The sequence below is a fragment of the uncultured Sphingomonas sp. genome (assembly GCF_964021865.1).
Classification (GTDB): Bacteria; Pseudomonadota; Alphaproteobacteria; order Sphingomonadales; family Sphingomonadaceae; genus Sphingomonas.
The window spans coordinates 42,123-61,212 of record NZ_CAXIAM010000016.1; the positions used below are offsets into that span (position 1 = coordinate 42,123).

Annotated in this window: 17 protein-coding genes; 9 read left to right on the forward strand and 8 right to left on the reverse strand. The window is 69.2% G+C overall.

The window, feature by feature from the left end; translation table 11 throughout:
• Positions 1 to 52: 52 nt before the first annotated feature.
• Together AADI75_RS06410 and AADI75_RS06415 are read right to left on the reverse strand one after the other, a co-directional pair.
• Complete coding sequence (locus tag AADI75_RS06410) at positions 53 to 1,069, reverse strand: LLM class flavin-dependent oxidoreductase (protein ID WP_341208211.1); 1,017 nt, start codon at positions 1,067 to 1,069, stop codon at positions 53 to 55.
• 172 nt (positions 1,070 to 1,241) lie between these two features.
• Positions 1,242 to 1,643 (reverse strand): helix-turn-helix domain-containing protein, encoded by a 402-nt coding sequence (locus AADI75_RS06415; protein WP_341208212.1) that lies wholly within the window; start codon positions 1,641 to 1,643, stop codon positions 1,242 to 1,244.
• 90 nt (positions 1,644 to 1,733) lie between these two features.
• On the opposite strand from AADI75_RS06415, the gene AADI75_RS06420 reads away from it, so the two are divergent.
• From AADI75_RS06420 to AADI75_RS06430, 3 genes are all read left to right on the forward strand, one after another.
• The gene (locus AADI75_RS06420; protein ID WP_341208213.1) at positions 1,734 to 2,858 is read left to right on the forward strand and encodes an NADH:flavin oxidoreductase; all 1,125 of its coding nucleotides are present in this window, start codon (positions 1,734 to 1,736) and stop codon (positions 2,856 to 2,858) included.
• A gap of 80 nt (positions 2,859 to 2,938) precedes the next feature.
• Positions 2,939 to 5,734, forward strand: coding sequence for a DUF3857 domain-containing protein (locus tag AADI75_RS06425; protein ID WP_341208214.1), 2,796 nt, complete (start codon positions 2,939 to 2,941; stop codon positions 5,732 to 5,734).
• 58 nt (positions 5,735 to 5,792) lie between these two features.
• Positions 5,793 to 6,041: a hypothetical protein gene (locus AADI75_RS06430; protein ID WP_341208215.1), complete on the forward strand. Its 249-nt coding sequence runs from the start codon at positions 5,793 to 5,795 to the stop codon at positions 6,039 to 6,041.
• Positions 6,042 to 6,142: 101 nt separating this feature from the next.
• Here AADI75_RS06430 and AADI75_RS06435 read toward each other — a convergent pair whose 3' ends face one another.
• Complete coding sequence (locus tag AADI75_RS06435) at positions 6,143 to 6,403, reverse strand: hypothetical protein (RefSeq protein WP_341208216.1); 261 nt, start codon at positions 6,401 to 6,403, stop codon at positions 6,143 to 6,145.
• Positions 6,404 to 6,530: 127 nt separating this feature from the next.
• On the opposite strand from AADI75_RS06435, the gene AADI75_RS06440 reads away from it, so the two are divergent.
• The 6 genes from AADI75_RS06440 to AADI75_RS06465 all read left to right on the forward strand — a co-directional run bounded on the left by AADI75_RS06440 (position 6,531) and on the right by AADI75_RS06465 (position 12,915).
• Complete coding sequence (locus AADI75_RS06440) at positions 6,531 to 7,040, forward strand: 2Fe-2S iron-sulfur cluster-binding protein (protein WP_341208217.1); 510 nt, start codon at positions 6,531 to 6,533, stop codon at positions 7,038 to 7,040.
• Entirely contained in the window at positions 7,037 to 8,002 is a 966-nt protein-coding gene (locus tag AADI75_RS06445) for a xanthine dehydrogenase family protein subunit M (RefSeq protein ID WP_341208218.1), read from the forward strand. Before AADI75_RS06440 ends, AADI75_RS06445 begins: the two co-directional genes overlap by 4 nt.
• Positions 7,999 to 10,248: a xanthine dehydrogenase family protein molybdopterin-binding subunit gene (locus AADI75_RS06450; RefSeq protein ID WP_341208219.1), complete on the forward strand. Its 2,250-nt coding sequence runs from the start codon at positions 7,999 to 8,001 to the stop codon at positions 10,246 to 10,248. Before AADI75_RS06445 ends, AADI75_RS06450 begins: the two co-directional genes overlap by 4 nt.
• A gap of 98 nt (positions 10,249 to 10,346) precedes the next feature.
• Positions 10,347 to 11,270 carry an XdhC family protein gene (locus AADI75_RS06455; protein ID WP_341208220.1) on the forward strand — a complete coding sequence of 308 codons (924 nt, stop codon included), beginning with the start codon at positions 10,347 to 10,349 and terminating at the stop codon, positions 11,268 to 11,270.
• A complete protein-coding gene (locus AADI75_RS06460; RefSeq protein WP_341208221.1) occupies positions 11,257 to 11,928 on the forward strand; it encodes a nucleotidyltransferase family protein in 672 nt (223 codons plus the stop codon). The genes AADI75_RS06455 and AADI75_RS06460 overlap by 14 nt, the downstream gene beginning before the upstream one ends.
• 87 nt (positions 11,929 to 12,015) lie before the next feature.
• Positions 12,016 to 12,915 carry a diguanylate cyclase gene (locus AADI75_RS06465; protein WP_341208222.1) on the forward strand — a complete coding sequence of 300 codons (900 nt, stop codon included), beginning with the start codon at positions 12,016 to 12,018 and terminating at the stop codon, positions 12,913 to 12,915.
• Between the two features lie 10 nt (positions 12,916 to 12,925).
• On the opposite strand, the gene AADI75_RS06470 is transcribed toward AADI75_RS06465, so the two are convergent.
• From AADI75_RS06470 to AADI75_RS06490, 5 genes are all read right to left on the reverse strand, one after another.
• Entirely contained in the window at positions 12,926 to 14,134 is a 1,209-nt protein-coding gene (locus tag AADI75_RS06470) for an ABC transporter permease (protein ID WP_341208223.1), read from the reverse strand.
• Between the two features lie 101 nt (positions 14,135 to 14,235).
• Entirely contained in the window at positions 14,236 to 14,958 is a 723-nt protein-coding gene (locus AADI75_RS06475) for an ABC transporter ATP-binding protein (RefSeq protein WP_341208224.1), read from the reverse strand.
• Positions 14,948 to 16,318, reverse strand: coding sequence for an efflux RND transporter periplasmic adaptor subunit (locus AADI75_RS06480; protein ID WP_341208225.1), 1,371 nt, complete (start codon positions 16,316 to 16,318; stop codon positions 14,948 to 14,950). Before AADI75_RS06480 ends, AADI75_RS06475 begins: the two co-directional genes overlap by 11 nt.
• On the reverse strand, positions 16,318 to 17,829 hold the full coding sequence (locus AADI75_RS06485) for an efflux transporter outer membrane subunit (RefSeq protein WP_341208226.1): 1,512 nt from the start codon (positions 17,827 to 17,829) through the stop codon (positions 16,318 to 16,320). Before AADI75_RS06485 ends, AADI75_RS06480 begins: the two co-directional genes overlap by 1 nt.
• Before the next feature lie 69 nt (positions 17,830 to 17,898).
• A partial coding sequence (locus AADI75_RS06490; protein WP_341208227.1) for a biotin/lipoyl-containing protein occupies positions 17,899 to 19,090 on the reverse strand: 1,192 nt, incomplete at its 5' end.

The following is a 19,090-nucleotide window of genomic DNA, read 5'->3' on the forward strand; positions in this document are numbered from 1 at the left end:
CCGGATCAGGACGCCCTGGATTGCTTCGCTGCGCTCGCAATGACGGCGAGCGTCACCGCCAGCCCAGCGCCGGCGCGACGTGGCGGAGGATGTTCTCCAGCACATGCGCGTTGTAATCGACGCCGAGCTGGTTGGGGACGGTCAGCAGCAGCGTATCAGCCTCGGCGATCGCCTCATCGGCGCGGAGCTGTTCGATCAGCCGCTCGGGCTCGGCGGCGTAGGAGCGGCCGAACACCGCGCGCATGTTGTCGATGACCCCGATCTGGTCGCCGCCGCCGTCGCGCCCGAAATAGGCGCGGTCGCGATCGTCGGTGAGCGCGAAGATCGAGCGCGACACGGAGACACGCGGGGTGCGGGTGTGGCCGGCCGCCTTCCACGCCTCGCGATAGGCGCGGATCTGCTTGGCCTGCTGGACGTGGAACGGCTCGCCGCTCTCGTCGGCCTTCAGCGTCGAGCTTTGCAGGTTCATCCCCATCTGCGCTGCCCAGACCGCCGTGGCGTTCGATGCCGAACCCCACCAGATCCGCTCGCGCAAGCCGTCGGCGTGCGGCTCGAGCCGGAGCAGGCCCGGCGGGTTGGGGAACATCGGCTGCGGATTGGGCTTGGCGAAGCCCTCGCCGTCCAGCAGCCGCAGGAACAATTCGCTGTGGCGGCGGCCCATGTCGGCATCGCTCTCCCCGGCGGCGGGGGCGTAGCCGAAGTAACGCCAGCCCTCGATCACCTGCTCGGGCGAGCCGCGGCTGATCCCGAGTTGCAGGCGGCCGCCCGCGATCAGGTCTGCCGCGCCCGCATTCTCGGTCATGTAGAAGGGGTTTTCGTAGCGCATGTCGATGACGCCGGTGCCGATCTCGATCGTGCGCGTCCTCGCGCCGACCGCGGCGAGCAACGGGAACGGCGAGGCGAGCTGCTGCGCGAAATGGTGGACGCGGTAATAGGCGCCGTCCGCGCCGAGTTCTTCCGCGGCGACCGCGAGGTCGATGGACTGCAGGAGCACGTCGCTGGCCGAGCGGGTGGCGGAGCCATGCGCGTTCGACCAATGGCCGAAGGAGAGGAAGCCGATCTTTTTCATGTGATGGTCTTTCGAGAACCCATCTCCGTTCGCCCTGAGGAGGGGCTGAGCGAAGTCGAAGACCCGTCTCGAAGGGCACGCGCGCGGGGCAGTGCTTCGAGACGGCATTTCGACAAGCTCAATGCCTCCTCAGCACGAACGGGTTGGGGAAAGGAACGGGACGACGAGGTATTCAGGCCGCCACCTTCTCGTCGAAGCTGCGGCGGGCTTGCTCGACGTGGGGCATGTTCTCGATCGTCCAGCGGTACAGCGCCTTGAACGGCTGGTGGAGCGAACGCCCGAGCGGGGTGATCGCGTACTCGACCGCGACCGGCGAGGCCGGGATGACGCGGCGCGAGACCATGCCGTTGCGCTCCAGCCGGCGCAGGCATTGCGTCAGCGCCTTTTGCGTCACGCCCTCCAGATGGCGGCGGATCGCGTTGAAGCGCATCGGCCCGGCGTCGAGCACGGTCAGCACCATCATCGACCATTTGTCGGCGATCTGGTCGAGCAGCGCGCGGCTGGGGCAATCGACCGAAAAATGCTGGCAGACGGGCTGGTAGCCGGGGGGCGGCGAAAGGGTGGCGGTTTCCATGAGTATACCTAGTCGATCGCAGGTGCGTTATTGACCTCAGGTTTCCGATATATACCTGAAGGGCCGCAATCACAAGAAAAGGCGCCGTGGATGTCCTCCGCTTCGGTCGATACGTTGTTCCGTCCCTTCTCGCTCGGCTCGCTGGAGCTGCCCAACCGCATCGTCATGGCGCCGATGACGCGCACGATGGCGCCGGGCGGCGTGGTCGGCGAGGCCAATGCCGCTTACTACCGCCGCCGCGCCGAGGGCGGCGTCGGGCTGATCCTGTCCGAAGGGACGGTGATCGACCGGCCATCGTCGCGCAACCATCCCGGCATCCCGTTCTTCCACGGCGACGACGCGCTCGCCGGCTGGAAGGGCGTGATCGACGCGGTGCATGAGGCAGGCGGCAAGATGGGGCCGCAGATCTGGCACACCGGTGCGACCAGCGGCCCGCCGGCGGGCGACTGGGCACCGCCGCAGCCGGTCGAAAGCCCGTCGGGCTATAACGCACCCGAGGAAGCGCGCGGTCAGGCGATGAGCGACGAGGATGTCGCCGACACGATCGCCGCCTTCGCGCGCGCGGCGGCCGAGGCCAAGGCGCTCGGCTTCGACACGGTCGAGATCCACGGCGCGCACGGCTATCTGATCGACCAGTTCTTCTGGGGCGGCACCAACCAGCGCAACGACAATTACGGCGGCGCGACGATCCGCGAACGGTCGCGGTTCGCGGGCGAGGTGGTCAAGGCGGTGCGCGCGGCGGTCGGGCCGGACATGCCCGTGATCCTGCGCGTGAGCCAGTGGAAGCAGCAGGATTATCGCGCGCGGCTGGCCGAGACGCCGGAGGCGATGACCGACTGGCTGCTGCCGCTGGTCGAGGCCGGGGCGAACGTGCTGCATTGCTCGCAGCGGCGCTTCTGGGAACCCGAGTTCCCCGAGCTGGACGGCGAGGGCGGGCTCAACTTCGCGGGCTGGGCCAAGAAGCTGGCCGGCGCGACGACGATCAGCGTTGGCTCGGTCGGGCTGTCGGGCGAGTTCCTCGCGGCGTTCGGTGGCGAGGGATCGACCAGCACCGATCTCGACCGACTGGTGGCGCGGATGGAGCGCGACGAATTCGACCTGATCGCGGTCGGGCGCGCGCTGATCAGCGACCCGGAATGGGTGGCGAAGGTGCGGGCGGGCGATGCCGCGGGGCTGAAGGGCTTCGAGGCGAGCGCGCTGGCCGAACTGGTGTGACCTTGAACGGTATGCAATAATCGCGATTGCCTCCCCCTGCGTGGCCGATATCATGGCCGCTCAGGGGGAGCTTTCGAACGATGCGATGGTGGACGACGGCGGCGGTGTGCGCACTGGCCGCAGGGGCGGCGAACGCGAGCGAGACGCCGCTTTATCAGCCCGCGCCCGACTGGGTGAAACCCGCCCCGCCGATCACCCCCGCGCAGCTGACGGCGGCTGCGCCGGTGCTGGTGCTGCTCGACACGCAACAACGGCTGAAGGACGGGCAGGTGTGGCGCTATGTCGACACCGCCACCCGCGTCGCCTCGCCCGAGTTGATGACGCAGGCCGGGATGCTGGCGATCCCGTGGCAGCCCGATCAGGGCGATTTCATCGTCCACCGCGTCGAGATCATCCGCGGGGCCGAGCATATCGACCTGCTGGCGGGGGGAAAGCGCTTCACGGTGCTGCGCCGCGAGACGAGCCTGGAGCAGCGCGAGATCAACGGCGTGGTGACCGCCAACCTGCCGATCGAGGGGCTGCGGATCGGCGACGTGGTGCACACGACCATCTCGATCACGCAGACGGACAAGGCGCTGAAGGGCCAGATGCAGGCGCAGGCCGGGCTGGTCGTGGCGCCGCAGCGCGCCGGCTATGCCCGCACCCGGTTCCTGTGGCCCGCCGACACCGCGATGCGCTGGAAGGTGCAGGCCGAGGGTGCCAAGCCGGTCGAGACGACCGCGGGCGGGATGCGCGAACTGGTGATCGCGGACGCGCTGCCCAAGCAGCCCGACATGCCCGGCGACATGCCCGCCCGCTTCGTCCAGCCGCCGTTCGTGGAGGTGGCCAGCTTCCCCGATTGGGCGGCGGTGGCGCGGACGATGGCGCCGCTGTACGCGACCGACGGGCTGATCGCGCCGGGCAGCCCGCTGGCCGCCGAGGTCAAGCGGATCGAGGCCGCCGACCGCGACCCGGTGAAGCGCGCCGGACTGGCGCTGGAGCTGGTGCAGGAAAAGATCCGCTACCTCTACAACGGCATGGCCGGGGGCAATTACACGCCGCAGGCACCGGCGCAGACCTGGACGCTGCGGTACGGCGACTGCAAGGCCAAGACGCTGCTGCTGCTGGCGCTGCTGCACGCGATGGACATCGACGCCGAGCCGGTGCTGGCGCCGGCGCAGGCCGGGGACGTCTTCTCCGACCGCCTGCCCTCCCCCGGCGCGTTCGACCATGTGCTGGTGCGCGCGACGATCGGTGACGAGGTCCTGTGGCTGGACGGCACGATGACCGGCACGAAGCTGACCGATCTGCGCGACGTGCCCGCATTCCGCACCGTCCTGCCGGTTCGCGCCGCGGGCGCGACGCTGATGCCGGTGCCGTTCCGCGCACCGGCGCGCCCCGACGGCGACATGACCGTCGTGCTCGACAATCGTGCCGGGGTGACGCTGCCCACGCTCGCGACCGTGACGATGAAGATGCGCGGACCGGGGGGCGCGATGCTGGGGCTGGTCGCGACGCAGGCGACGCCGGAGCAGACGCGCGAGATGGCGCAAGGTGCGCTCACCCCGGTCCTGGGCGAGTTGTGGGTGGTCGATCAGTCGCTGGGGTTCGATGCGGACACCGGCATCGGCACGCTGACCGCCACCGCGATCATCTCGACGCAGTGGAAGGAAGAGCGCGGACGGCGACGGCGGCTGTCGCTCGATCGCACGCTGGACGATCTGTCGTTCACGCCAGACCGCGGCCGCCCGGCATGGCGCGCGATCCCGGTCGCGCTGGGGCAGCCGTCACGCACCCTGTATCATCTCCGCGTCGAGATGCCCGGCGACGGCAAGGGCTTCGATATCGAGGGCGCACGCAGCTTCGACGCGCCGCTGGCCGGTCGCACGGTGAAGCGCAGCGTCGCGCAGAGCGGCGCGACCATCAGCGTCGACGACGACGTGGCGCTGATCCAGCCCGAGGTCGCGGTCGCGGCGATCCCGGCGGAGCGCGCGCGGGTTGCGCTGGCGCGGACCCGCAAGCTGGAGGTCGCCGCCCCCGCCTCGCTGCGCGCGCATATCGCGGAAGTGATGAGCGCGCGGCAAGGCGACCGGCTGAAGCCGCTGGAGGCCGCCTATGCCAAGGCGATCGCCGCCGAGCCGACCGAGGCGGGCGCGTACCAGAACCGTGCCAATTTCCGGTCGGGCATCTTCGATTTCGCCGGGGCGATCCCCGATTTGAGCAAGGCGATCGAGATCGCGCCCGACGCGGACCTGCACCTGCGACGCGCGTACCTCTATGCCATGACAGGCGATGCGAAGCGGCAACGCGCCGACCTTGACGAGGCGCTGGCGCTGAGCCCCGACGCGGCGGGCGCGACGATGCAGATGGCGCGCTTCATGCTGGATCACGGCGAAAAGGACGCCGCGCTGGCGATGCTGGACGAGCGGATCGCGGCAGGCGGCAGCGAGGTGCCCAATTATATGTCGGAAAAGGCCAATCTGCAGGCACGTGCCGGCGACGCCGCCGGGGCGGTGGCGACGATGGACGCCGCAGTCGCGGCCAACCCCGGCAATGCGCAACTGCTCAACAGCCGCTGCTGGACCAAGGGGACCGCGCGCATCCAGTTGGACAGCGCGCTGAAGGACTGCACGCAGGCGATCGAATCCGGCGCGCGGCTGGCCGCGCTCGACAGCCGCGCCATGGTCTATTTCCGGCTCGACCGGCTCGACGCCGCGCTGGCCGATCTCGACGCGGCGCTGGAGGACGAGCCGGATCTGCCGGCCAGCCTGTTCCTGCGCGGCGTGATCCGCAACCGGATGGGAAGAAAGGCGGAGGCCGCCGCCGACCTGCTGGCCGCGCGCACGGCGTGGCCGGTGGTGGATGCGGAATATGCGCATTGGGGCATCAAGCCGTAACGGACCCCATGCCGCCGCTTGTGCGTAGGGACCGTATATCCCGCGCACGGAGAGCGACATGACCGACAAGCAACCGATGCAAGCCGACGGCGAGGGCACCGCGCCGCACGATCCCGACGGCACCGGCGAGGTGGCGAGCCGGCGGGACAGCAGCGGCGAGAGCCAGGGCGGCGCCTATCCCAACCCGCATTCGGGCAAGCAGGGCGGGCACTTCAAGGGCGGGCAGAGCGAGCGCGGCTATCACGGCGGGAATCAGGCCGGCGAGGAGAAGGACGGGCATCAGCCGAACGCGCCGTCGACGGAGTGAAATTTCTGCCGTCACCCCTGACTTGATCCGGAATCCCGCTCCGGCCGACCGCAGAATAGGAAGCGGGGCCCCGGATCAAGTCCGGGGCGACGATACTCTGGTCAGTAACCCGCCGGCAGGCGCTGGCCCTGATTACCGTCCGCCGCGCAGGTATCCGGATGCTTGCGGCATTCCTCGTCGCGCTTTTCCTGCTCCTTGCGCAGCTTGCGGACGTATTTCTCGTCACGCTCCTTGGAGCTGGTCGTCATCAGATCGGCGGTCTTGCCGACCGCCTTCACCGGCAGCGTCGCGACGTTCCACGCGGTGCGCACGCACCCGCTGGTCGCCAGCAACACCGCGCCCGCCATCACCACCTTACGCATCATTCCTACCTCCCGCCTTTCCGCGTCGCATAGCAGCGGAAAGCTGAACAATTCCCATGAGAATCGTTCGCACGGACCTCCGCTTGCCCACCGACGTTCTTGCCGGGTCAGCGGAGAGGCGGAACACATGCACTTCACGATCAATGGCCAGTCGCACGAGGCGGAGGTGGATGTCCGCACCTCGTTGCTCGATCTGTGCCGCGAACATCTGGGGCTGACCGGCTCCAAGAAAGGCTGCGACCACGGGCAATGCGGCGCGTGCACAATGCTGGTGAACGGGCGGCGGATCAATTCCTGCCTGACGCTGGCGGTGATGCACCAGGACGACGAGATCGTGACGATCGAGGGGCTGGGCACGCCCGAAAACCTCCACCCGCTGCAATCCGCGTTCGTGCGGCACGACGGGTATCAGTGCGGTTACTGCACGCCGGGACAGATCTGCTCGGCGGTCGGGATGCTCGACGAGGTGAAGAAGGGATGGCCGAGCCATGCCTCCGCCGATCTGACCAGCGCCGACCTCGACAATGCCGAGATCAGCGAGCGGATGAGCGGCAACATCTGCCGCTGCGCCGCCTATCCCAACATCGTCGATGCGATCCGTGAGGTCGCCGACGCCAGCGCGAAGGTGGACGCATGAAGACCTTCGACTATGCGCGCGCCGACAGCGTCGAGAGCGCCACGCGTGCCGGCGGGCGGTTCATCGCTGGCGGCACCAACCTGCTCGACCTGATGAAATTGCAGGTCGAGACGCCGGAGAAGCTGGTCGACATCAGCCGGCTGGACCTGAACACGATCGAGGAGCGCGAGGACGGCGGACTGACGATCGGTGCCTTGGTGCCGAACAGCGACCTTGCCGCCGATCCGCGTGTGATCGCCAAGTACGAGGTGCTGAGCCGCGCGCTGCTGGCCGGCGCGTCGGGGCAGTTGCGCAACAAGGCGACGACCGGGGGCAATCTGCTCCAGCGGACGCGCTGCTATTATTTCTACGACACCGCCGCGGGGTGCAACAAGCGCCAGCCGGGCAGCGGGTGCGAGGCGATCGGCGGATTCAACCGCATCCATGCGATCCTCGGCACCAGCGATCAGTGTATCGCGACGCACCCCGGTGACATGCCGGTGGCGATGCGCGCGCTCGACGCGGTGATCGTCACGCAGAAGGCCGATGGCGACAAGCGGCGCGTGCCGATCGGCGACTTTTATCGCCTGCCCGGCGACACCCCACACATCGAGAACGTGCTGGAGGCGGGCGAACTCATCACCCATGTCGAATTGCCCGCGCCGCCGGGCGGGCGGCAGTTGTACCGCAAGGTGCGCGATCGCGCGTCGTACGCGTTCGCGCTCTTCTCGGTCGCAGCGGTGGTGACGGTCGAGGACGGCGTCATCACCAAGGCGGCGCTGGCGTTCGGCGGGGTCGCACACATGCCGTGGCGGAACCCGGCCGTCGAGGCGGCGCTGGTCGGCAAGGCACCCTCCGACGCCGCCTTCAACGCCGCTGCCGATGCGTTGCTCGACGGCGCGAAGGGCTTCGGCACCAACGACTTCAAGATCCCGCTGGCGCGACGCACGTTGATCGCCAGCCTGCGCGAGGTGACGCAATGACGCTGATCGACAAGGTGCTCGGGCGCGAGGATACGCGCAGCCTGACGATGAACGAGCCGCATCCGCACAGCTGGCTCGACGCGGGCACGCAGGGCGTGATCGGCAAGCCGCTCGACCGCGTCGAGGGACCGCTGAAGGTGTCCGGCAAGGCGACCTATGCCGCCGAATATCCGACCGAGCGGCTGAGTTACGGCGTGCTGGTGCGCGCGCCGTTCGGATCGGGCAAGATCACCGACGTGGTCGCCGACGCGGCGCGCAGCCTGCCCGGCGTGATCGACGTCATCACCGACTATCCCAGCTTCATCCGCAACCCGCAGCAGGGCGGCGCGCAGAAGGCGCCGACGCAGGGAGTCGAGAAGGTCGACTATCACGGCGAGATCGTCGCGATCGTCGTCGCCGAGACGTTCGAGGCGGCACGCGACGCCGCGGCGCAGGTGACGGTGGCGTATGAGCCCGCCGAGGGTCAGTATGTGTTCGCCGCACATCGCGACCAGGCGGATCGTCCGCCCGCCGACCAAATGCCGGCGCATGTCGCGAAGGGCGATCTGGACAAGGCGATGGCCGACGCCGCTTTCACGATCGACGAAACCTACACCACCCCCAGCCAGAATTCGGCAGCGATGGAGCCACATGCCTCGATCGCCGAATGGAAGGACGGCGCGCTGACGCTGCACGGCAGCTATCAGATGATCGCGTCGGACCAGATGCAGCTCGCAGCCGCATTGGGGGTCGGCAAGGACAAAGTGCGGATCGTCTCGCGCTATGTCGGCGGCGGGTTCGGGTCGAAGCTCGGCATCGCGCCCGAAAGCGTCGCAGCGGCGATCGCGGCGAAGCGGCTCGACCGGCCGGTGAAGGTCGCGATGGCGCGCCAGCAGGTGTTCGACGCCACCGTCCGCCGCTCGAACACCGAGCAGCGCATTCGGCTGGCGGCGGACGCGCATGGCAAGCTGACCGGGCTGGGACACGAGACGCTGGCCAGCAATCTGCCGGGCGAGGATTATTTCGAGCCGGCCGGGATCGGGACGCAATTCGCCTATGCCGCCGAAAACCGGCTGATCGATCACAAGCTGGTGCGGCTCAACTGGCTGCTCGCCGGCTCGATGCGTGCGCCGGGCGAGGCGGTCGGCATGCTGGCGCTGGAAGCGGCGATGGACGAGCTGGCGTACAAGGTCGGGATCGACCCGATCGAGCTGCGCCGCCGCAACGAGCCGGCGAGCGACCCGCAGGAGGATATCCCCTTCTCGTCACGCTTGCTGGTCCCGTGTCTCGACAAGGGGGCCGAGCTGTTCGGCTGGGCCGACCGGAAGGCCCAACCGGCGAACGACCGGCGGGGCGAGTGGCTGCACGGCATCGGCGTCGCGGCGGCGGTGCGGTCGAACATGCTCCAGAAGTCGTCGGCGAGCGTCGAGCTGACGAGCGACGGTCGCGCGATCGTGTCGACCGACATGACCGATATCGGCACCGGCACCTATACGATCCTCGCGCAGATCGCCGCCGAGACGCTGGGCCTGCCGCTCGAGAGCGTCACCGTGGAACTCGGCGACGGCGCCGCCCCGCCGTCGGCGGGGTCGGGCGGATCGTGGGGCGCGGGATCGTCGGGATCGTCGGTCTATCTGGCGTGCGAAGGGCTGCGCGAGAAGCTGGCCAAGGCGATGGGCGTCGACGTCGAGGCGATGACGCTGAAGGACGGGCGCGCGATCGCCGAAAATCGCGCGGTCGCGATCGGTGAGCTGGTCGGCGAGGGCATGACCGTCACCGGGAGCATCGCACCAGGCAAGCAGGAGAAGCTGCATCGTCAGGCCAGCTACGGCGCGCACTTCGCCGAGGTGAAGGTCAATGTGACGACCGGCGAGGTCCGGGTCGAGCGGATGCTGGGCGTGTTCTCGGCGGGGCGCATTCTCAACGAGAAGACCGCGCGGTCGCAATGCCTGGGCGGCATGACGTTCGGGATCGGCGCGGCGCTGACCGAGGAGCTGGTACACGATCCGCGCAACGGCAAGGTGGTGAACCGCGATCTCGCCGAATATCACGTGCCGGTGAACGCCGACATTCCGCAGATCGAGGTCGCGTTCCTCGACGAGCGCGATATCCACGCCAATCCGATCCACGCCAAGGGGATCGGTGAGCTCGGCATCTCGGGCGCGGGCGCGGCGATCGCCAATGCGATCTATCACGCGACCGGCGTGCGCGTGCGCGACTATCCGATCACCTGCGACAAGTTGCTGGCGGAATTGCCGGCGGTCTAGTTCGTCATTGCGAGCGTAGCGAAGCAATCTAGGGCGTCTCGCGGTACACTGGATTGCTTCGCTACGCTCGCAATGACGGACTCACCCGAAAGAACCTCATGGCCGACAATGATTCCGTCCTCGCCGCCGCAGCCGCCTGGAAGGGCGAGCCGCTGGCGCTTGCCACCGTCGTCTCGACCTGGGGCTCGGCGCCGCGGCCGCGCGGCAGCCATATGCTGGTCCACGGCGACGGGCGGTTCGAGGGATCGGTGTCGGGCGGATGCGTCGAGGGCGACATCCTCGACACCGCCGCGCAGGTGATCGCGGGCGCACCATTCGCGGTGAAGACGTACGGAGTCGCCGATGACAGCGCATGGCAGGTCGGCTTGCCGTGCGGCGGCGAGATTTCGGTAATGGTCCAGCCGGTCAGCGCGGATGGCTTCGACCCCGAATTGTTCGACCGGGTCGCCGAGGCGCGCGCGGCGGGACAGTCGCTGACCGTCACCACCGATCTTTCCACCGGCCATTCCGACCTGCGCCCGCAGGAGACGGGCGAGGTGTTCGTCAACCGCTACGACCCGCCGCGCCGGTTGCTGATCGTCGGCGCGGTGCAGATCGCGCAGAGCCTCGCGGCGCTGGCGACGACGTTGGGGATCGAGGTGGTGGTGATCGACCCGCGCGGCCGGTTCCTGACCGAGGAGCGCTTTCCGGGCGTGACGCTCGACGATCGCTGGCCCGACGAGGCGGTGGCGGCGTGGAAGCCGGGGCGCGCGACCGCGGTCGTGACGCTGAGCCACGACATCAAGATCGACGACCCTGCGCTGATCGCGGCGCTGGCGAGCGACGCCGCCTATGTCGGTGCGCTGGGCAGCCGCCGCAGCCATGCCGCGCGGCGGGAGCGACTGGCGGCCTCGGGCGTTGACACCGATCAACTCGACCGCATCGATGGCCCGGTGGGCATCGACATCGGCGCGATCGGCCCGGCGGAGATCGCGCTGTCGATCGCCGCCGCCATGGTGGGAGCCTTTCATGATCGCCGTTGAAGATACCGTCCTGATCCTGCTGGCCGCCGGACGCTCCGACCGGTTCGGAACGGGCAACAAGCTGGAAGAGCAGTTCCTCGCGCGCCCGCTGGGGCTGCACGTCGCGGTCGCACTGGAGGACATGCCGTTCCGCGAGCGGATCGTCGTCGTTGACGGCTGCGCGATCGATTATGCCGCGCATCGGTTCACGGTGCTGCACAATGATGCCGCGGACCGCGACATGGCATCGTCGGTGCGGATGGGGGTCGATTGCGCGCGGGCACGCGATGCCAAGGCGGTGCTGATCGCGCTGGCCGACATGCCGCGCGTCACCGCCGCGCACATCTACCGCCTGTTCGACGCCGCGGCCGTGCTCGACGGGAAAGCGGTGGTCGCGTCGAGCGACGGCACCACCCCGCGCCCGCCGGTGCTGTTCGGACGCGACCGCTTCGAGGAAGTGCTGGCGATCACCGGCGATCAGGGCGCACGCGATCTGATCCAGTCGGGGCGGCACGTCGTCGCGAACGCCGCCGAACTGATCGACGTCGACACGCAGGAGGATCTGGAGCGACTGCGCGAGCTGGTCCACGCGCCCGAGGCGTTGCTGCGGCCCGATTCGCACCTGTTGCGCGCGGGGTCGCGCGAGGAGCGTCAGGCCGCGATCGATAAGGCTGGCTGACGCGCGCGTCACGCACCTTCCGGGCGTTAACCATCTTTTTACCGTTTGCCGTTAAGATCACCCTTTGGTGCAAGTGGCAGACCTGCGATGACGAACCCGGGAACCAGCGTCAGTAAGTCCTTGTTCGAAATGGCGCTCGACTCGCTGCCGGACGGCGTCGTGCTGATCGATGCCGATCGCCGCGTGATCTACAGCAATGCCGCGCTGATTCGCCAATGGGGCGTGCCCGAGGAAATCGCGGCGACACGCGACGAGCATCTGATGCTAGGCTATGCGTGTCAGCAGCTCGTCGACCCCGCGCAATTCCTGAACGAAGTCGATCGCGTCACCCCGACGAACGAGCCGGTCGAGGACGAACTGCTGCTGCGCGACGGGCGCATCCTGATGCGGCGTAGCGTGCCGTTCGTCACCGACGGCGCGTTCGCCGGACGGCTGTGGGTGTTCTCCGACGTGACCGAGGCGCGGTCGGCGCGGCTCGATCCGCTGTGCGGCATCCCCAATCGTCGCGCCTATTCGGCGGACTTCCCCGCCTTTGCCGAGGCGGCGACCGACGGGTCGGTGCGATCGGTGGGGATCGTCGATGTCGACAATTTCAAGGCCTATAACGATCTGTACGGCCATGCCGCCGGCGATCTGGTGCTGCGGCAGATCGGCGCGCTGTTGCGCAAGCGGATCGCGCCGGTCGCCGACATGGCGTTCCGCATCGGCGGCGAGGAATTTCTGGTCGCATGCCGCGTCGCCGAGGAAGGCGATGCGGTCGCCTTCTTCGAGGCGTTGCGCGCGGCGGTCGCCGGGCTCGACCTGCCGCATGACGGCAATGTGCCGCACGGCAAGGTGACGATCTCGATCGGAGTCGGCACGTTCCGCGAGCCGCAGCCCCCCGGCGACCTGTTCACGCAGGTCGATGCCGCGCTGTACCGGGCCAAGCGCGACGGCCGGAACCGGATCGCGCGCGCCGACGCCGAGGTCCTTCGCGCCGCCTGCTGAAGCGCCGCCGCTATTCGTGGCGAAGCGCGTCGATCGGGTTGAGCGCCGCCGCGCGCCGCGCCGGGAAATAGCCGAAGACCACGCCGATCACCGCCGAGATCGCGAAGGCGATCATGTTGATCTGCGGGTCGAACGTCCACGGCACGTCGAGCAGCGGGGTCAGCCCGGCGATCACCGCTTGTGCGATCACCAGCCCGATCAACCCGCCGAGGCATGACAGCACCACCGCCTCGACGAGGAACTGCAACAGCACCTCGTTGGCGACCGCGCCGATCGCGAGCCGGATGCCGATCTCGCGTGTGCGTTCGGTGACGCTGACCAGCATGATGTTCATGATCCCGATCCCGCCGACGACGAGGCTGATCGCCGCCACCGCCGCGACGATCCGGGTCAGCGCGGTGGTGGTGCCGGTCAGCGTGTCGCTGATCTGCTTGGTATCGAAGATGTTGAAATTGTCCTCGCGCCCGTCGGTGATCGTGCGGCGCTCGCGCAGCAGATCGGTGATCGCGGACTGCACCCCGGCGGTCTGGTACCGCTGGTCGACGCCGACCAGCATCAGGCGGATGTCGCGGTTGCCGGTGAACCGGCGCTGGACCGCCTTGATCGGCATGATGACGACATCGTCCTGATCGCCGCCGAACCCGGCCTGCCCGCGCGTGCTGAGCGTCCCGATCACGTCGCAGCTGACGTCGCCGAGCCGGAAGCGCTCGCCGACCGCCTCGCCGCCGCGGAACAGGTTCTGGCGGACGGTATTGCCGATGATGCACACCGCCTTGCCCGCCTGTTCCTCGGGCGTCGTCCAGTATCGTCCGCTGGCGAGCGGCCACGGCTGGACCTGAAAATAGGCCGCCGTGGTGCCGTTGATCGTCGTCGACCAGTTCGCGCCTTCGTAGATCGCGGTGGCGCTGGCCTGCGCCTGCGGGGCGACCGCGGTGACGCCGGCGATCTGCGTGGCGATCGCGGTGACGTCCTCCGGCGTGAAGTCGGGCGGGCGTGGCCCGCCGCCGCCGCGCCCGAAGCCCTGACCGGGGCGGATCTGGAGGATGTTGGTGCCGAGCGCGGCGATCTGCGACTGGACCGCGGCGGTGGTCGCCTTGCCGAGCGTCACCATCGTCACCACCGCACCGACGCCGATGACGATGCCGAGGATCGTCAGGAACGAGCGCAGGATGTGCCGGCGGATCGAGCGCAGCGCGAGGAGGAGCGTGGTGCCGAACATCTACGCCACCTTCGTCATTGCGAGGAGCGAAGCGACGCGGCAATCCAGAGCCGCGCGCGTGCCGCCCTGGATTGCTTCGCTTCGCTCGCAATGACGAGTCCTCACGACACCTTCTCCCCTTGCGCATGTTGCGCCTCGATCCGCTCGACCAGCCCGTCCTTGAAGTGGACGACGGTGCGCGCGAAGGCGGCCATGTCGGGTTCGTGGGTGACCATCAGCACGGTGATCCCGCTCTCGCGATTGAGGTCGGTGAGCAATTCCATGATCTCGACCGAGCGCTCCGAATCGAGATTGCCGGTCGGCTCGTCGGCGAGCAGCACGTCGGGGCGGGTAACGATCGCGCGCGCGATCGCGACGCGCTGCTGCTGGCCGCCCGACAATTCCGCCGGGGTGTGGTCCCACCAGCGATCGAGCCCGACCTTTTCCAGCGCCGCCATCGCGGTCGCACGCCGCGCGCGCTTCTCGTCGCCGCGGTAGAGCAACGGCAGCTCGACATTTTCGAGCGCGGTGGTGCGGCTGAGCAGGTTGAAGCCCTGAAACACGAAGCCAAGATAGCGGCGGCGCAGCAACGCGCGCTCGTCACGGTCGAGCGTCTCGACATGATGGCCGCGGAACAGGAACGTGCCCGCGGAGGGCACGTCGAGGCAGCCGAGGATGTTCATCGTCGTCGACTTGCCCGACCCCGACGGCCCCATCACCGCGACGAAATCGCCCGCGGCGATATCGAGGTCGACGCCCTTGAGCGCCTGAAACTGCGTCGCGCCCTGACCATAGACCTTGGTCACGTTGCGCAACGCGATCAGGGGCGCGGCCTCACTGGCCACGCGACCGGCCGCCCTTCGCCGCGCCGCCCGCCGCACCCGCGCTCTCGCCCGCCGCGAGCTGCCCGGTGATGACCTGCTGCCCGGGCTGGAGCGCGCCCGCGGTCACCTCGGTCAGCGTGCCGTTGGTGTCGCCGGTCGTGACCTGCACCGGCTGCGGCGTGCCGTCCGCGCCCTTGACGTAGACGGTCTGCGTCGCGCCGCGCCCGAGCGTCGCGCTGCGCTGGGCAGCGTTGCGGCGGGGTGGGCCGGCGAGGATCGTGCCGGTGATCCCGCCGCGCTTGCCGCCGCTCGCGCTCGGCTTGAAGCGGAAGGCGGCGTTGGGGACGAGCAGGACGTTCTGGCGATCGGCGGTGACGATATCGGCGGTCGCGGTCATGCCGGGGCGCAGCTGCAACGTCGGATTGGCGACGGTCAGGTCGGCGGCGTAGGACACCACCTGCCCGGTCGTGCTGGTGCTGCTGGTGCTGCTCGACGACGACGAGGTCGCGTTGCTGACGGTCAGGTTCGAGCCGAGATCGACGCGCGTGATCGCCGCCGGGAAGGTCTTGCCCGGAAAAGCGTCGACGGTGAAGGTCGCCTTCTGCCCGACCTGCACTTCGCCGACATCGGCCTCGTCGATCGCGACTTCCAGCTTCATACGCGTCAGGTCCTCGGCGATGACGAACAGCGTCGGGGTGTTGAACGATGCCGCCACGGTCTGGCCGGGGTCGACCTGTCGCGCGAGCACGACGCCGTTGACCGGCGAGCGGATGATCGCGCGCGCACGCTGCGTCTGCTGCTGCGACAATTGCGCGCGCGCGGCGGTGACGTTCGCCTCCGCGACGTTGAGCGCTGCCTTCGCGCGCTGCGCATCGGCCTGCCCGGTCTGCAATTCGGTCTTCGACGGCACGCGGCCCTTCGACAGCCGATAGACCTCGTTAAGCCGCGCGAGCTGCGCCTGCGACTCCGCCAGTGTCGCGCGCGCCTGCGCCACCTGCGCCTCGTTGGCGGCGAGCGTCGCCTTGGCGGCGTTGATCTGGTCGTCGATCTGCTCGGGGTCGATCAGCGCCAGCGGCTGCCCGGCCGTGACCCGGTCGTTGACGTCGACCACCACCTTGGTAACCAGCCCCGAGAGCTGCGAGCCGACCGTCACCTGATTGGTCGGCGCGAGCTTGCCTGTCGCCGAGACCGAGACGGTCAGCCGCCCGCGTGTCACCGGCGTGGTCGCATAATCGACCTTGTCGGGATCGCCGAACACGCAGCGCGACAGCAACAAGCCGACCAGCACGACGGCGGCGAGCACCAGCACCCACTTGCCCCAGCGCCGCCACGCCGGCTGCGGCTTCACACCGAGGAAATCGTCGAGATTGGGGTCGGCCATCAGGGATTTCCGTTGGTGGAGGCGGGCGTCGGGGCGGGCTGGACGAGCGTCGGCGCGGGGGCGACACGCGGCGGGGCGGTCGGGACGGTCGTGCTGTCCCAGCCGCCGCCGAGCGCGGCGAAGAGCTGCACCAGCGCGGTCGCCTCGTCGGCGCGCGCCTGTGCCGCGCTGTTGCGGGTGGTGAGCAGGGTCGCTTCCTGCTGGCTGAGCGTGGTGAAGTCGCTCAGCCCGCTGCGATATTGTTCGCGCGACAGCAGGGCGGCGTTGCCGGCGGCCTCATAGGCGACCGCCAGCTCGCGCTCGCGGCGGTCGGCGGTGTCGAGCGCGACGACGGCGTTCTCGACATCCTCCAGCGCGGTCAGCACCGTTCCCTTATAGGCGGCGAGCGCGGCGTCGGCGGCCGCCTCCTGCCCGCGCACCTGACTGCGCAGCCGGCCGCCGTTGAAGATCGCCTGCGTCAGCCCCGCGAACAATCCGCCGGTGACGGTGTCGAGCAGCGTGCCGACGGTGTTGGCACGCGCGTTGATGTTCCCGCTGAAGGTGAAGTTCGGATAGAGCGCGGCCTGTGCGACGCCGATCTGCGCGGTGGCGGCGGCCAGCGCGCGCTCGGCGGCGCGCACGTCGGGGCGCTGGCGGAGGACGTCGGCGGGGATGCCGATCCCGGCGGGCGGGGTGCCGGTCGGGATCGCGCGCACCTCGGCGAGCAACGGCTTGAGCGCGCCAGGCGCCTGCGCGGTCAGCACGCCGAGCCGCGAGACGGCAGCGTTATATTGCTGTTCCAGCGTCGGGATCGTCGCGGCGGTCTGCGCGCGCTGCTGCCGCGCCTGTTCCTGATCGAGCGACGAGACGAGCCCGGCCTGCAACCGGAAGCCCGCGATCTCGAGATTGTCCTCCTGCAACGCGAGGCTGGCGCGCGCATTGGCAAGCTGCTGCTGATACAGCCGCGCGAGGATATAGTTGCGCGCGGTCTCCTGCTGGACGGTCAGCAGTGCGGCGGCATAGTCGAAGCCTGACGCCTCGTACTGCGCGCGGCTCGCCTCGATCGTGCGGCGCACCTCGCCGAATAGCCCGAGCTGGTACGAAGCGCTGCCGCCGACCGAGAAATTGTTCGCGCCGCCGCCACCACCGATGTTCTGGACGGTGCCATCGGGGAGCGTGATCGTCTGGCCGCCGCCGCGCAGCGTCTCCGAGCGGCTGTAGCCGGTATTGCCGCTGAGCGTCGGCAGCAGGTCGGCGCGGCTCTGCACCAGCGCCTCGCGCGCCTGCCGCAGCCGCGCGACCGCCTGCGCGACATCGGTGTTCGCGGCCGACGCCTGCTCGACCAGCTGCCCGAGCACCGGATCGTCGAACCGCTGCCACCAGCGCGTCAGATCCTCGGGCGTCGGCGCGGCGCGCACCGAATAGCCGGCGGGCACCGCCAGCTCGGCGGCGGCGGGCGGACGATAATCGGGGCCGACGGTGCAGCCGGCCGCCGCCAGCGCCATCGTCGTGCAGAGAAGAACGCGCCTCATATCGCCGTGCATGACGCACGCATAAGGCGCCCGTCCAGCGCTAATATGTCGCGATGTGTCGCGGCGGCATCATTCCAGCTCGAGAATGACCTGATCGACCGCCAGGCTATCGCCGGCCTGCGCCTGCACCGTCGCGACGGTGCCGGATTTCTCGGCGCGCAGGATGTTCTCCATCTTCATCGCCTCGACCACCGCCAGCGCCTGCCCGGCCTCGACGCGGTCGCCCGTCGCCACATCGAGGCGGACGAGCAGACCCGGCATCGGCGCGATCAGGAATTTCGACAGGTCGGGCGGGACCTTCTCGATCAGATGCGCGGCATAGGGGGCGACATGCGCGGGCAGGACGCGGACCTTGTGGCGGGCGCCGCGCGCGGTGAGGGTGAAGCCGTCGCGGCCCTTGGCGATCGCGACGGTCAGCGGATCGTCGCCGCCGACCTGCGCGGTGCGCGCGCCGGGGGTGTAGGCGATGGTGGCGTCGAGCGGCGTGCCATCGACCGTGACGCGGCCGTCGCGGATCGTCACCTGATGATCGTGGCCATCGACGCGGGCGACCCAGTCGGCGGGTGCGGCGAGCACATGGCCGAGCTGCCCATCGACCAGCCGGGCGCGCGTCACCTGCGCGTGGGCCGCGACGGCGCCGACCGCGGCGAGCGTCGTCAGGAGCGCGGGGGTGGTGGGCGCGCCGTGGAAGCCGTCGGGATATTCCTCGGCGATGAAGCCGGTGGTGATCTCGCCCGAGCGGAAGCGCGGGTGCTGCATCAGCGCGGACAGGAAATGCAGGTTGGTCCCCGGTCCTTCGATCGTGAAGGCGTCGAGCGCGGCGACCTGCGCGTCGATTGCCGCCGCGCGGGTCGGGGCCCAGGTGACGAGCTTGGCGATCATCGGGTCGTAGAACATGCTGACCTCGCCGCCTTCGGCGACGCCATCGTCGACGCGGATGCGGACGGCGTTCCCCCCGGACCCGCCGTCATTGTCGGTGGTCGCCGGCGGCGCATAGCGGACCAGCCGCCCGATGCTGGGCAGGAAGCCGCGATACGGATCCTCGGCATAGACGCGGTTCTCGATCGCCCAGCCGTCGAGCCGCACGTCGTCCTGCCCGAACGTCAGTTTCTCGCCGGCCGCGACGCGGATCATCTGTTCGACCAGATCAAGCCCGGTGATCTCCTCGGTCACCGGATGCTCGACCTGCAACCGCGTGTTCATCTCTAGGAAATAGAAGCTCTCCCCGGTCGTATCCGCGCCCGAGACGATCAGCTCGACC